Origin of the sequence: Pseudorhodoferax sp. (assembly GCF_047601025.1) — a bacterium.
GTDB lineage: Bacteria > Pseudomonadota > Gammaproteobacteria > Burkholderiales > Burkholderiaceae_C > Pseudorhodoferax.
On record NZ_JASGJZ010000001.1, the window covers coordinates 4,015,245 to 4,028,350 of the forward strand.

A 13,106-nucleotide genomic window follows, 5' to 3' on the forward strand; every position below is an offset into this window, starting at 1 on the left:
AATGGTCACCACCCTTCGGGCTTCCATGACAACGTCCCGCCTCTCCGTGTCGATCGCCCTGGCGCTGGCCAGCCTGGCCGCGCAGGCGCAGACACCGCCACAAACGCCCCCGGGCATCGGCGATGCGCTGCGCCAGGTGCCGGCCCCGCCCAGGCAGGCCGAGCAGGAACCCGCCCTGCCGGCCATCGGCAACGCCCCGCCGGCGCCGCCGATGCAGGCGCTGCCCGGCGGCGGCCCGGCCGTGCAGGTCAGCCGCTTCGACATCACCGGCAACCGCGTGATCGACACCGCCACGCTGCAGGCCCAGTTGGCGGGCGAGTTGCAGGGCGAGGCCGGCAAGCGCTACACGCTGCCCGAGCTGGAGGCGGTGGCCGCCAAGCTCACGCGCTACTACCGTGCCCAGGGCTACTTCGTCGCGCGGGCCTACGTGCCGGCGCAGGAACTGCACGACGGCGTGCTGACGCTGCGCGTGGTGGAGGGCAACTACGGCCGCTTCGTGCTGGACAACCAGTCGCGCGTGAACGACCCGGTGGTGCAGGGCCTGCTGGACGACGTGAAGCAGTACGACATCGTCTCGCTGGACACGCTGGAGCGGGCGATGCTGATCATCAACGACACGCCCGGCGTGCAGGTGGTGCGCGCCGACGTGATGCCCGGCGAGCGCGTGGGCACCAGCGACTTCGCCATCGGCACCCAGGCCACGCCGGCGGTGACCGGCTACGTGCTGGCCGACAACCACGGCTCGCGCTACACCGGCAAGGGCCGGCTGTCGGGCAACGTGGACTGGAACTCGCCCACCGGCCGCGGCGACCGCCTGTCGGCCAGCGGCCTGCTGACCGAGCAGGCCGGCCTGGCCAACGGCCGCGTGGCGTATTCCGCGCTGCTGGCGAGCAACGGCACGCGCCTGGAGGCGGCGCTGTCGCGCACCCGCTACGAGCTGGGCGACCGCTACGCGGCGCTGGACGCCACCGGCACCGCCGACGCGCTGGAACTGGGCGTGACCACGCCGCTCAAGCGCACGCGCGCGGCCAGCGTGGAAGCGGGCCTCACCCTGGCGGCGCGGCGCCTGCGCGACGAGATCGGCAGCACCGGCACGGTCACGCCCAAGCGGGCGTACAGCGCCACCGCCAGCGTGAAGGGGCGCCTCGAGCACGCCATCGCCGGCCACGACGGGCTGACCGTGGCCGAGGCCGCGCTGACCGTCGGGCGGCTGGCCTTCCGCGACGCGGCCGCGAAGGCGCTGGATGCGGTGGGCGACGACACCCAGGGCGGCTATGCCAAGCTGAACCTGGGCGTGGCGCGCGCGACGCTGCTGGCGGCGGGGCTGACGCTGCACACCAATGCGCGCGCGCAGTGGACGCTGTCCAACCGCAACCTGGACGGCAGCGAGCGCATGGGCGTGTCCGGCGGCGGCGGCGTGCTGGCCTATCCGATCGGCGAACTCAGCGGCGACCATGCGGCGCTGGTCCACCTGGAGCTGGCCAAGGACCTGGGCGCCATGGGCAGCGACGCGCTGCGCTGGACGGCCGGGCCGTTCGTGGACTACGGCTGGGCCCGCGCGGCGCGGCCCGTCGGCGACGCCGGCCAGGGGCGCACGCTGGGCGACGTCGGCCTGTCGCTGGGCGTGGCGATGGTCCGGGGCGGCTTCGCCAAGCTGCAGGTGGCCCGCCGCACGGTAGGCGGCGAGCCGCGCAGCGAGAGCGCCGCGCGCACGCGCTGGATGCTGCAGGGCGGTTGGGTGTTCTAGGCGTCGGCCGGCGGGGAATGCCGATGCGGCAGTCGTCAGCCGCGGCCGCCGGCCAACTGCCGTTCCTGCCGCTTCAGGCCGCCGGCGACGAACAGCCCGGCCACGCCCGCCAGCCCGGCCCACTTGGCGGCGCTGGCCAGCCAGACCAGCACCCGCAGCGCCAGCAGCAGTGCCTGCAGCGCCGGCAGCGGCACGCCGTGCAGGATGCCGTCCACGGCGCCGGGTTGCGGCCAGTGCAGCAGCAGCGCGAAGGCCAGGGCCGTCAGTCCGTCCTCCGCCAGGTCGGCGGCGACCATCAGCGGCAGCGCCCAGCCGGCCGAGCGCAGCCAGCCCGGCACCCGTTGGCCGAAGCGGACCAGCCCGGCGCAGCGCGCGAAGGCCCAGCTCGCGGGCATCGACAGCAGGCAGGCATAGGCCACGATCAGCGGCAGGTCCCAGCCCAGCGCATGAAACGGGTGGTCGAAAGCCAAGGCCGTGGCACGCCATGCCTGCATGGTCGCGAGGCTGCCCTGCCAGCACGCCAGCGCCCAATTGGCCTGCTGCGCCGCGGCGAACCTGGCGCCCCACGCCGCGCCCTGCGGTGGCACATGCAGCGCCTCGCCGGCCTGGAGCACGAACACGGCCAGGAACACCAGCGCCAGCACCAGCAGCTTCCAGTGCCGCCAGATCCAGCCGCCGCACCAGGCCGTGCCGGCCGGGAACACCGCCTGCCATGCGGCCACCGACGGATGCGCCTGCATCGCCACCGGCTGGCCGGGCCGACCGTCGATGGCGGCGTGCCGCGTGTCGCGCACCTGCAGGCCGGCCAGCGCCCACAGCGGCATCGCGCTGGTCTGGCTGGAAACGCGGGCCGGCCGGCGCGGCGGGCAGGGCGGGTCCAGCAGCGGCAGCACGCGCCGCACGGCGTCCTCGCCGGCCTCGCCCGGCTGCACCTGCAGGCCGCTCAGGCGCAGGCCGCAGGCCATGGCCTCGGCCGCCAGCCAGGCGAACGGCGTGCGCGACAGCTCGCTGTCGGCGTAGAGGTAGCCGCCGCCCACGTCGCAGTGCGCGCCGCGGAACCAGCGCTGCCGCACGTCGCCGCCGCTGCCGTCGGCCAGCGCGAACGGGCCGTCGTCCTGCGCGTAGGCGCGCGGCTGGTAGGAGGCGCGCTGCTCGTCCAGCGCCAGCGCCTGGCGCACGTGGCGGAAGTGCTTGCCGGCCAGGTCGGGCGAGGCGGTGATCTTCAAGGCGAACGGCCAGACGCCGACCGAGGCCACGGTGTCCCAGACGCCGACGAAGTGCAGCATCGGCCACGATTCGCCCGGCCGGTCCTGGCCGAACAGCCGCGCCGCCTGCTGCTGGACGGCCCGGCGCGGCCTGGTCTGCGGCGCGAAGTAGGTCGCCACCAGGCTGTCGACCAGCGTGTCCTGGTGGCCGTCGACGATGCCGAAGGCGTTGACCATGCCGCCGATGGAGCGTGCGGTGAACGCCCCGCGCGAGAAGCCGAACAGGAAGACCTGGTCGCCTGGCCGCCAGTTGGCCATCAGGAAGCGGTAGCCCTCGGCCACGTTGTCGTACAGCCCGCGGCCGAAGGCCAGGCCGAACAGGCGCTGCTGCTTGCGGTGGGCGCTGTCGATCCAGGTGGTGCCGGGCAGCACGCCGGGGTTGCCGACGCCGGGGTCGTAGTAGATCAGCCGCTCCCCGTCGCCGTCGGGAAAGCGGCGCAGCAGCTCCGCGAGCAGCACCACGTGCGTGTCGGCCAGCCGGCCGCTGAGGGTGTTGTTGGTGCCGTCGCACAGCAGCACGAGCTGGCGCGGGGGCGGGGTGTCCGGGCTGCGGTCCATGGGCCCGAGTGTGGCGCCGCCCGCGCGCGGGTGCCATCCCCCCCTCTTGCGGACGGTGGCGTGTGCGCGGCGATCCGGGGCGGTGCCGGCAGAACGCCTTTCCCGCCCGGGCGCCCCGGTGCCGGGGCGCCACGGCCGCCCGGCCGACCGCTACAGCGCGTGCGTCGCCAGCCGGAAGTCCGGGTCGTCCGGGTAGGCCTTGACCGAGAACCCCAGCGCGCGCATCAGCTTGAGCATGTTGGGGTTGGAGGCCAGCACCAGGCCCTGGATCTCGGTCAGGCCCTTGTCGCGTGCGGCCTGCATGATGGCCTCCATCAGCCGCGTGCCCAGGCCCTTGCCGGCCATGTCGTCGGCCACGACCAGCGAGAACTCGCAGCTGGCCTGGTCCGGGTTGGTGACGTAGCGCGAGACGCCGATCACGCGCTCGGTCTCGACGATGGTGCCGTCGGCGGCGGCAGTGCGCTGCTTCAGCACGGCCACCAGCGCCATCTCGCGGTCGTAGTCGATCAGCGCGAAGCGCGCCAGCATGGCCGGCGGCAGCTCCGTCATCGAGGAGACGTAGCGGAAGTAGCGGCTCTCGGGCGACAGCGCCTGCACGAAGTCCTGCAGCATCTGCGCGTCGCCGGGGTGGATCGGGCGGATCGTGTACTCACCGCCGCCGCGCAGCGGCAGCAGCTGCTCGTAGCGCGCCGGGTAGGGCAGGATCGCCAGGTGGCCGTAGCTGCCGCCGGCCATGCCGGCGGCCTGCGGCACGTGGTCGATGACGATGCGCGCGTCCACCGCGACCACGCCGTTCTCGTCCAGGATCAGCGGGTTGATGTCCATCTCGCGCAGCTGCGGCAGCTCGCAGACCATCTCGGACACGCGCAGCAGCACGCGCTCCAGCGCCTCGCGGTCGGCCGCGGCGGCGCCGCGCCACTCGCCCAGCGTCTCGGCCACGCGCGAGCGCTCGATCAGCCGGCGCGCCAGGAACTGGTTCAGCGGCGGCAGTTCCATCGCGCGGTCGCGGATCAGTTCGATCATGGTGCCGCCGGCGCCGAACATGATGACCGGGCCGAACGGCTCGTCCGTGACCATGCCGATGCAGATCTCGCGGCCGCGCTGCGCGCGCGCCATCTTCTGCACCGTCACGCCATTGATGCGCGCGCCGGGCTGCAGCCGGGCCACGCGCTCGACCATGTCCTGGTAGGTGTCGCGCACGCTGGGGCCGCTCATCACGTTCAGCGCCACGCCCTGCACGTCGCTCTTGTGGGTGATGTCGGGCGAGTCGATCTTCAGCGCCACCGGGAAGCCCAGCTGCGTGGCGATCATCATGGCCTCGTTGGCGTTGCGCGCGAGGATGGTGTTGGTCACCGGGATGTGGAAGGCCGACAGCAGCGTCTTGGACTCCATCTCCGTCAGCACCTTGCGGCGCTCGGCCAGCACGCTCTCGATGACCAGCCGCGCGCCCTCGACGTCGGGCTTGGCCAGCGCCGACAGCGGCGGCGGCGTCTGCTGCAGCAGCTGCTGGTTCTGGTAGAAGGAGGCGATGTTGCCGAAGGCGCCGACGGCCGCCTCGGGCGTGCGGAAGCTCGGGATCGCGGCGCCGTCCAGCACCCGGCGCGCCTGGCCGACCGAGGCGTCGCCCATCCAGCAGGCCAGCAGCGGCTTGGACACCTTGTTGCGGGCATCGGCCAGCACCTGCGCCACCTCGTCGGCCGGGCCGCCGGGCTTGGACGAGTAGATCGCCAGCACGCCGTCGATCTGCCGGTCGCGCGAGGCGCCCTCGATCGCCGCCCGGTACTGCGCGGCCGTGGCCTCCTCGGACAGGTCGATCAGGTCGGTCAGCGAGGCGCCGGGCGGCAGCTGCGGCGCCAGCGCCGAGGCGGTCTCGGTCGACACGCGGCCCAGCTCCAGGCCGATCTCGTTGATCCAGTCGGCCGCCAGCACGCCGGGCCCGCCGCCGTTGGTGACCACCGCCAGCCGCCGGCCGACCGGCCGGTAGCGCGAGGCCAGGCACTTGGCGGCGGAGAACAGCTCGACGAAGGAGCGCACGCGCACCGCGCCGGCGCGGCGCAGCGCGGCGTCGAACACGTCGTCGGAGCCGACGATGGCGCCGCTGTGCGTCTGCGCCGCCTCGTTGCCGGCCGGGCGCCGGCCGGCCTTGAGCACCACCACCGGCTTGACGTTGGCGGCCGAGCGCAGCGCGCTCATGAAGCGGCGCGCGGACAGGATGCCTTCCAGGTACACGATGATGCTGTGCGTGGCCGGGTCGTTGGCCATGAAGTCCAGTACCTGGGCGATGTCCACCGACGGGTGCGGCCCCATCGAGGCCACCGTGGAGAAGCCGACCGCGTTGCTGCGCGCCCAGTCCAGCATCGAGGAGGTCAGCGCGCCGGACTGCGACACCAGCCCCAGCGGGCCGCTGGCCGCCAGCGGGCCGAGCATCGAGGCGTTCAGCCCCAGCGCCGGGCGCTGCAGCCCCAGGCCGTTCGGGCCCATCAGGTGCATGTTGTCGCGCCGCGCGATGCGCTGCAGTTCGGCGATCTGCGCGCCGTCCAGGCCGGGGCACAGCACCAGCGCGGCGCGGCAGCCGATGCGGCTGGCCAGCTCCATGGCCGGCACCGCCTCCGCCGGCGGCAGCGCGATGACGGCCAGGTCGGCCTGGGCCTGGGCCAGGTCGGCCAGCGTGCCGCTGGTGTGCGTGTCCAGGAAGGTGAGCCGGCCGTTGTAGTGCTGGGCGCGCAGGTTCGCCTGCAACTGTCCCGCCTGCGGCGTCAGGGTGTCGGGCGCGTCCGCGTCGCCGGCCAGCACGACGATGGACTGCGGCGTCAGCAAGGGGGTCAGGTAGTGCTTGTCCATGGAGATCCGATTGTGGATGCGGCCCGTGTCGGGCCCGTGCCGGGCGGCAGAATCGCCTGATGCAGAGCAAGCAAACCCCGGGCCCGGCCCGCTGCGTGATGGTACTGGGCACCACCAGCGGCGCCGGCAAGAGCTGGCTGGCCACCGCGCTGTGCCGCTGGTACGCGCGGCAGGGCCTGAAGGTCGCGCCGTTCAAGGCGCAGAACATGAGCAACAACGCGCGCGTGGTGGCGGCGCCCGGGCTCGGCGGCGGCGAGATCGGCAGCGCCCAGTACTTCCAGGCCCTGGCCGCGCGCGCCGTGCCGCAGGTGCGCATGAACCCGCTGCTGCTCAAGCCCGAGCGCGACACCCACAGCCAGGTCGTGCTGCTCGGCCAGGTGGACGCGGCGCTGACCGCCATGCCCTGGCGCGCGCGCAGCGCCCACGTGTGGCCGCAGGTCGCGCAGGCGCTGGACGCGCTGCGCGCCGAGCACGACGTGCTGGTGATCGAGGGCGCCGGCTCGCCGGCCGAGATCAACCTGGCGCACAGCGACATCGTGAACATGCGCGTGGCCGGGCATGCGCAGGCGCGCTGCCTGCTGGTCGCCGACATCGACCGCGGCGGCGCCTTCGCGCACCTGTACGGCACCTGGGCGCTGCTGCCGCCGGCGCAGCGCGCGTGGATCCACGGCTTCGTGCTGAACCGGTTCCGCGGCGACGCGGCGCTGCTGGCGCCCGGGCCCGAGCTGCTGCGGCAGATGACCGGCGTGCCCACCGTGGGCGTGTTGCCGATGTGGCGCCAGCACGGCCTGCCGGAGGAGGACGGGGTCTTCGACGACGCCGCGGCCGCCGGCGCCGGCCCGGTGCGGCGCACGGTGGCGGTCGTCGCCTACCCGCGCATCAGCAACCTCGACGAGTTCCAGCCGCTGAAGAACGTGCCCGGCCTGCGCCTGGTCTGGGTGCGCTCTCCGGCGCAGCTGGCCGGCCTGGCGCCGGCGGACTGGATCGTGCTGCCCGGCTCCAAGCACACCAGCTCCGACCTCGCCTGGCTGCGCGCCCAGGGGCTGGACGCGGCCGTGGCCGCCCACGCCGCGGCCGGCGGCACGGTGCTGGGCGTCTGCGGCGGGCTGCAGATGCTGGGCGAGGCGCTGGTCGACCCCCACGGCGTCGAGGGCGGCGCGGGCTTTGACGCCAACGCGCCCGGCCTGGGCCTGCTGCCGCTGGTCACCGCGTTCGCGCCGGACAAGACGGTGCGCGCCACGCAGGCGCGCTTCGGCGCGCTGCAGGGGCCGTGGCAGGCGCTGTCCGGCCTGGCGGTGCAGGGCTACGAGATCCGCCACGGCCGGACCGCGCCGCACCCCGGCCTGGCGCGCGCCGGCCAGCCGGCGGTACCGGCGCTGCAGGCGGGGACGGAGGTGCTGGGCTGGCAGGCCGGCCACGGCGGGGCCCAGGGCAACGTGCTGGGCGTGTACCTGCACGGGCTGTTCGAGAACGCCGCGGTGCTGCGCGCGCTGTTCGGCGCCGCCGCGCCGACGCTGGAGCAGGTGTTCGACGGGCTGGCCGATTTCGTCGACCGGCACATGGACGCGGGCGTGCTGGAGCGCCTTATGTGCTAGTTTTGCAACAATTTAGTAAATTCGGCGGTTCAAAAACGGAACAGCTGAGTGTTTCCCTCCACCCATAACCCCTGGCTCGTGGCGCTGTCGGTCGCCATCGCCGTGGTGGCTTCCTACGCGGCGCTGGGCATCGCCGTCCGCCTGGCCGACCGCAGGAGCCGGGCCTGGCGCTTCTGGCTGGCCGGCGGCGCGGCGGCGCTGGGCTTCGGCATCTGGGCCATGCACTTCGTCGGCATGCTGGCGCTGCACCTGCCGATCGCGCTGAGCTACCACGCCTTGTGGACGGCCTTGTCCATCATCCCCTCGACGCTGGCCGCCGCGCTGCTGCTGTGGCTGCTCGGCAGCGTGCGGGTGCCGCGCGCCGGCCACGTGCTGCTGGGCGCGCTGGTGCTGGGCGGCGGCATCGGCACGATGCACTATGCCGGCATGCTGGCGATCGAGCTGTCGCCGCCGGTCGGCTTCGACGTGCGCATGGTGCTGGTGTCGGTCGGCGTGGCGGTGGCGCTGTCGGCGGTCGGCGTGGCGCTGGCCTTCCACCATGCGCGGCATGCCGGCGCCCGGGGCACCCGCCCGCTGGCGGCGCTGGTGCTGGGCGCCACGGTGGCCGCGATGCACTACACCGGCATGGCGGCGACGCGCCTCGCCGACGGCTGCGTCAGCATGCCCAGCGCCTGGGGCGTGCCGGCGCAGGGGCTGGCGGCGGCGGTCAGCGTGCTGGCCTTCGTGGTGCTGGGCTTCACGATCCTGCTGACGGTGATGGACGCGCGCATGAGCGAGCGCAATTCGCAGCTGATGCGCGACCTGCTGGCCGCCAAGGAGCAGGCCGAGCAGGCGGCCCGCGCCAAGAGCCAGTTCCTGGCCAACATGAGCCACGAGATCCGCACGCCGATGAACGCCATCATCGGCATGTCGCGGCTGGCGCTGCAGACCGGCCTGACGCCGCGCCAGCGCAACTACGTGGAGAAGGCGCACCGCGCGGCGCTGGGCCTGCTCGGCATCGTCAACGACATCCTGGACTTCTCGAAGATCGAGGCCGGCAAGCTGGCCATCGAGCAGGTGCCGTTCCGGCTCGACCAACTGCTGGACGACCTGGCCAACCAGGTCGGCTTCCGGGCCGACGAGAAGGGGCTGGAGCTGGTGTTCGACCTGCCCAGCGAGGTGCCGATGGCGCTGGTCGGCGATCCGCTGCGGCTCAGCCAGGTGCTGCTGAACCTGGTCAACAACGCGGTCAAGTTCACCGAGCGCGGCGAGGTCACGGTCGGCGTGCGCATGCTGTCGTCCGACGCGCAGCGGGTCGAGCTGGAGTTCCTGGTGCGCGACACCGGCATCGGCATGACGGCCGAGCAGTGCACGCAGATCTTCCAGTCCTTCACGCAGGCCGACAGCTCGACCTCGCGCCGCTACGGCGGCACCGGCCTGGGGTTGGCGATCTGCCGCGAGCTGGTGGCGCTGATGCAGGGGCGCCTGTCGGTGGAGAGCCGGCCGGGCCAGGGCTCGTGCTTCCGGGTGGTGCTGCCGTACGGGCGCCAGCCGGGCGCCGCCGAGCCCGGGCCGCTGCTGCCGCGCATGCCGCTGGCGCGGCAGCTCGAAGGCCTGCGCGCGCTGGTGGTGGACGACAACGCGATCGCGCGCGACATCACGGCCGCGCTGGTGCGCGAGCTCGGGCTGGCGGTGGACACCGCCGTCAGCGGCGAGGCGGCGGTGCTGGCCGCCGACCAGGCCGCGCGCGGCGGCGCGCCCTACGAGCTGCTGCTGGTGGACTGGAAGATGCCCGGCATGAGCGGCGTGGAGGCGCTGCGCCAGCTGCAGGCGCAGCGCATCGACCATGCCCGCTCCAGCATCATGGTCACGGCCTATGCGCGCGAGGAGGTCATGGAGTCGGCGCGCTCGGCCGGCGTGGCGCTGCAGGCCGTGCTGACCAAGCCGGTCACGCCCTCGACGCTGCTGGAGACCATCGGCGAGGTGCTGGCGCCGCAGGCCGCCGCCAGCGGCGTGGCCATGCCGGCGCCCGGCGACGCCGCGGCCGCGCTGGCCGGCGCGCGCGTGCTGCTGGTGGAGGACAACGCGCTGAACCAGGAGCTGGCGCTGGACCTGCTGGCCCAGGCCGGCCTGGACGTGGTGCTGGCCGGCGACGGCGCCGAGGCGCTGGCCATCCTGGCGCGCGACGGCGGCTTCGACGGCGTGCTGATGGACTGCCAGATGCCGGTGATGGACGGCTTCGCGGCCACGCGCGCGATCCGCGCCGAGGCGCGCTGGCGCGCGCTGCCGATCCTGGCGATGACCGCCAACGCCATGGCCGGCGACCGCGAGCGCGTGCTGGCGGCCGGCATGAACGACCACATCTCCAAGCCCATCGACGTGGACGAGATGTTCCGCACCATGGCGCGCTGGATCCGCCCGCGGCGCCCGGCGCCCGCGCCGCCGGCGCTCGCCAGCGCGCCGGCGCCGCTGCTGCCCGAGGGCCTGCCGGGCATCGACGTGGCCGGCGGCCTGCGCCGCACCCAGCACAACGCGCGGCTGTACCGCAGCCTGCTGGAGCAGTTCGCGGCGGCCCACGCGCGCTTTTCGCGCGACGTCGGCGCCGCGCTGGATGCCGGCGACACCGCCCTGGCGGCGCGGCTGGCGCACACGCTGCGCGGCACGGCCGGCACCATCGGCGCCAGTGAGGTCTGGGAGGCCGCGGCCGCGCTGGAACTGGCCTGCCGCCAGGGCCGGCCGCGTGCGCAGCAGATGGCGGCGCTGGCGGAGGTGGCGCGCCAGCTCTCGCCGGTGTTGGCCGGGCTGGCGGCGCTGCCGCCCGTCGCCCCGGTGCCGGCGCCCCCGGCGGCGCCGGCCGGGCGTCCGGCCTCGCTCGCGCAGCTCACGCGCGAGCTGCGCGCGCTGCTGGAGGACTCGGACCCCGAGGCGCTGGCGCTGCGCCCGGCGCTGCAGGACGCCGCCGCCGGCAGCCCGGCGGCGCCGGCGCTGCAAGAGGTGCTGGCCGCCGTGGCCGAGTACCGCTTCGACGACGCGCTGGCGGCGCTGTCGCGCTGGGAAGCGCAGCGCTGACGCGCGGGGCGGTGGGTCAGGCGATCGCCGGCGTGTCCGAGCCCGAGGCCAGCACCTTGCCGCTGGCCGAGTGCAGCACCCTGGCGCCGGCCTTCTCCTTCTTCGCCGCGGCGCGGGCGCGGGCCGCCTCGGCCTCCTCGCGGGCGCCTTCGACCATCTCGCCGACCCACTTGACCAGCAGGTTCGTGTAGGACTGGCTCCAGGCCTTCTGCGACAGGCTGTGGTCGGCGCCCTTGATCACGCGGTAGGTCATCGAATGGGCGTGCTGGAAGGCGTCCAGGTAGTTCTTGATGGCCGGGTGCGGCACCATCACGTCGAACTCGGACTCGACCAGCAGCACGTCGCCCGCGAAGCGCGCGGCCGCGCCCAGCGCGCGGTTGGCGGTGGGCGCGACCGCGCTGTTGCGGTAGGTCACCAGCTCCTCGCGGCTGAGCGAGCGCTTGGGCACCAGCCAGTCCTCGTCCTTGTACAACGCCGGCGCCCGCAGGCCGAGCCAGCGCACCGGCCGCATCGACGACAGGATGGCCGCCAGGTAGCCGCCGTAGCTGCTGCCCACGACCGCCACCGCCGTGCCGTCCACCGACGGGTGGCCGACCAGCACGTCGTAGGCGGCCAGCATGTCGGCGAGGTTGTCCTCGCGCGTGACCATGTCGCGCGCGGCGCGGTCGCTGGCGTGGCCGCGCAGGTCGAAGGTCAGGCAGATGCAGCCGAGCGCGGCGATCTCGTGGGCGCGGGCGATGTACTGCTCCTGGCTGCCGTCCCAGCCGTGCACCAGCATCACGCCGGGCATCAGCGTGTTGGGGCCGACCAGGGTGCCGGCGATGCTGCGGTCGCCGACGGGGATGTGGATGCTGTTATGCCGGGTGGTGGTCATCGTTGGCGAGGACGGTGTACTTGGTCAGCGGGCCGACCTGGTCGTCCACGCCGCGGAAATAGACCACGGCGCCGGGCGGCGGCTCGCCGCAGGGGCCGTAGATCTCGTGGCCGCTGGCGCGCACCACGTGGCGCCGCGGGTCGGCCCGCAAGGCCTCCAGCGCGGCGATCTCCGCGCCGGTGGCGCCGCCGGCGCGCCAGGACTGCTCCAGCACGCCGGAGCGCCAGCTGCCGTCGGGCATCCGGCCCTGGGCCACGTCGTAGTTGATGCGCGAGGCCAGGAAGCCGGGGAAGCAGGCCGCGGCGGCGCTGTCGTACAGCAGCGCCTGCTCGACGGCGACGCGCACCTCGCGCGCCAGCGGCAGCGCCAGCAGCGCCTGGAAGTCGCCGCGCACCACGGTCAGGTCCGAGCCGCCATAGACCTCTTCGCCGTGGTGGTTGCGCGTCAGCCGCTGCACGCCGTGGTAGGTGGCGACCAGGCCGGCCACGTGCACCTGGCCGACGCTGAGCGTCTCGACCTGGCGCAGGTTCTGTTCGAGCACCACGCCGTCGTGCTCCAGTTCCTCGTCGGACAGCGCGGCCAGGCACCGCGCGCAGGCGGCGCGGTCGCGCACCACGGTCTGGCCGCTGCCGCCGGTCGCGCGCACCCGCTTGATGCGCACCGCACCGGCGGCGAGCAGCCGGTCGGCGGCGGTGGCGGCATCGGCGCGCGTGAACGCGGTGAAGCCGGGCAGCACCGCGTCGCCGAGCATGCGGCTGAAGTCGGCGCTCCAGCCCTGCGGGGCCCACGCGCCGGGCGCCACCAGCGGATGCGTGATCGCCTTGGTGGCGACGAACGGCCAGGGCACCAGGCCGCCGAAGAAGTCGTCGCGGCTGCGGATGCCCAGCGCCCGGGCGCGCTCCAGGCCGACCAGCGTGTCGCTGGGGACCAGGTACGTCGGGCCGGCCGGCGGCTGCGCGAACTCCTCGCTGACGCCGTAGCCCTTGAGCCGGGCCAGCCGGCGCACCACTTCCATGCGCGTCATCTGCTCGTGAGCGCTGGCGTAGCCGCGCAGGCCCTGGGTCCAGGCCATCACGGTGCCGTTGTCGGCGGCGGTCGCCGGCGTGTCCGGCAAGGGCAGCAGCGGCGGCGGGGCCGAGGAGGGCGGGGCGGGGAACGGCGTCAGTGGTGTCATGGCG

The 13,106-nt window shown here is 74.2% G+C and carries 7 protein-coding genes; 3 read left to right on the forward strand and 4 right to left on the reverse strand.

What is annotated here, in order from left to right; all coding sequences use genetic code 11:
- Positions 1–25: 25 nt before the first annotated feature.
- Complete coding sequence (locus tag QM782_RS18765) at positions 26–1,747, forward strand: ShlB/FhaC/HecB family hemolysin secretion/activation protein (RefSeq protein ID WP_415204406.1); 1,722 nt, start codon at positions 26–28, stop codon at positions 1,745–1,747.
- A gap of 35 nt (positions 1,748–1,782) precedes the next feature.
- On the opposite strand, the gene QM782_RS18770 is transcribed toward QM782_RS18765, so the two are convergent.
- The gene (locus QM782_RS18770) at positions 1,783–3,570 is read right to left on the reverse strand and encodes a DUF2235 domain-containing protein (protein ID WP_415204407.1); all 1,788 of its coding nucleotides are present in this window, start codon (positions 3,568–3,570) and stop codon (positions 1,783–1,785) included.
- 150 nt (positions 3,571–3,720) lie between these two features.
- Positions 3,721–6,411 carry a GNAT family N-acetyltransferase gene (locus QM782_RS18775; RefSeq protein ID WP_415204408.1) on the reverse strand — a complete coding sequence of 897 codons (2,691 nt, stop codon included), beginning with the start codon at positions 6,409–6,411 and terminating at the stop codon, positions 3,721–3,723.
- Between the two features lie 59 nt (positions 6,412–6,470).
- Between QM782_RS18775 and QM782_RS18780 the strand changes: the two genes are divergently transcribed.
- Together QM782_RS18780 and QM782_RS18785 are read left to right on the forward strand one after the other, a co-directional pair.
- On the forward strand, positions 6,471–8,006 hold the full coding sequence (locus tag QM782_RS18780) for a cobyric acid synthase (protein ID WP_415204409.1): 1,536 nt from the start codon (positions 6,471–6,473) through the stop codon (positions 8,004–8,006).
- A 48-nt stretch (positions 8,007–8,054) separates the two neighbouring features.
- Positions 8,055–11,054: a response regulator gene (locus QM782_RS18785; protein ID WP_415204410.1), complete on the forward strand. Its 3,000-nt coding sequence runs from the start codon at positions 8,055–8,057 to the stop codon at positions 11,052–11,054.
- Between the two features lie 16 nt (positions 11,055–11,070).
- Here QM782_RS18785 and QM782_RS18790 read toward each other — a convergent pair whose 3' ends face one another.
- Positions 11,071–11,928, reverse strand: coding sequence for an alpha/beta hydrolase family protein (locus QM782_RS18790; protein ID WP_415204411.1), 858 nt, complete (start codon positions 11,926–11,928; stop codon positions 11,071–11,073).
- Positions 11,909–13,102 (reverse strand): DUF3182 family protein, encoded by a 1,194-nt coding sequence (locus QM782_RS18795; RefSeq protein ID WP_415204412.1) that lies wholly within the window; start codon positions 13,100–13,102, stop codon positions 11,909–11,911. The genes QM782_RS18790 and QM782_RS18795 overlap by 20 nt, the downstream gene beginning before the upstream one ends.
- Between the last annotated feature and the right edge of the window lie 4 nt (positions 13,103–13,106).

Excerpts from the sequence above, each read along its gene's own strand:
- QM782_RS18765 (WP_415204406.1), top strand. The coding sequence starts at position 26 with ATGACAACGTCCCGCCTCTCCGTGTCGATCGCCCTGGCGCTGGCCAGC.
- QM782_RS18770 (WP_415204407.1), bottom strand. The coding sequence starts at position 3,570 with ATGGACCGCAGCCCGGACACCCCGCCCCCGCGCCAGCTCGTGCTGCTG.
- QM782_RS18775 (WP_415204408.1), bottom strand. The coding sequence starts at position 6,411 with ATGGACAAGCACTACCTGACCCCCTTGCTGACGCCGCAGTCCATCGTC.
- QM782_RS18780 (WP_415204409.1), top strand. The coding sequence starts at position 6,471 with ATGCAGAGCAAGCAAACCCCGGGCCCGGCCCGCTGCGTGATGGTACTG.
- QM782_RS18790 (WP_415204411.1), bottom strand. The coding sequence starts at position 11,928 with ATGACCACCACCCGGCATAACAGCATCCACATCCCCGTCGGCGACCGC.
- QM782_RS18795 (WP_415204412.1), bottom strand. The coding sequence starts at position 13,102 with ATGACACCACTGACGCCGTTCCCCGCCCCGCCCTCCTCGGCCCCGCCG.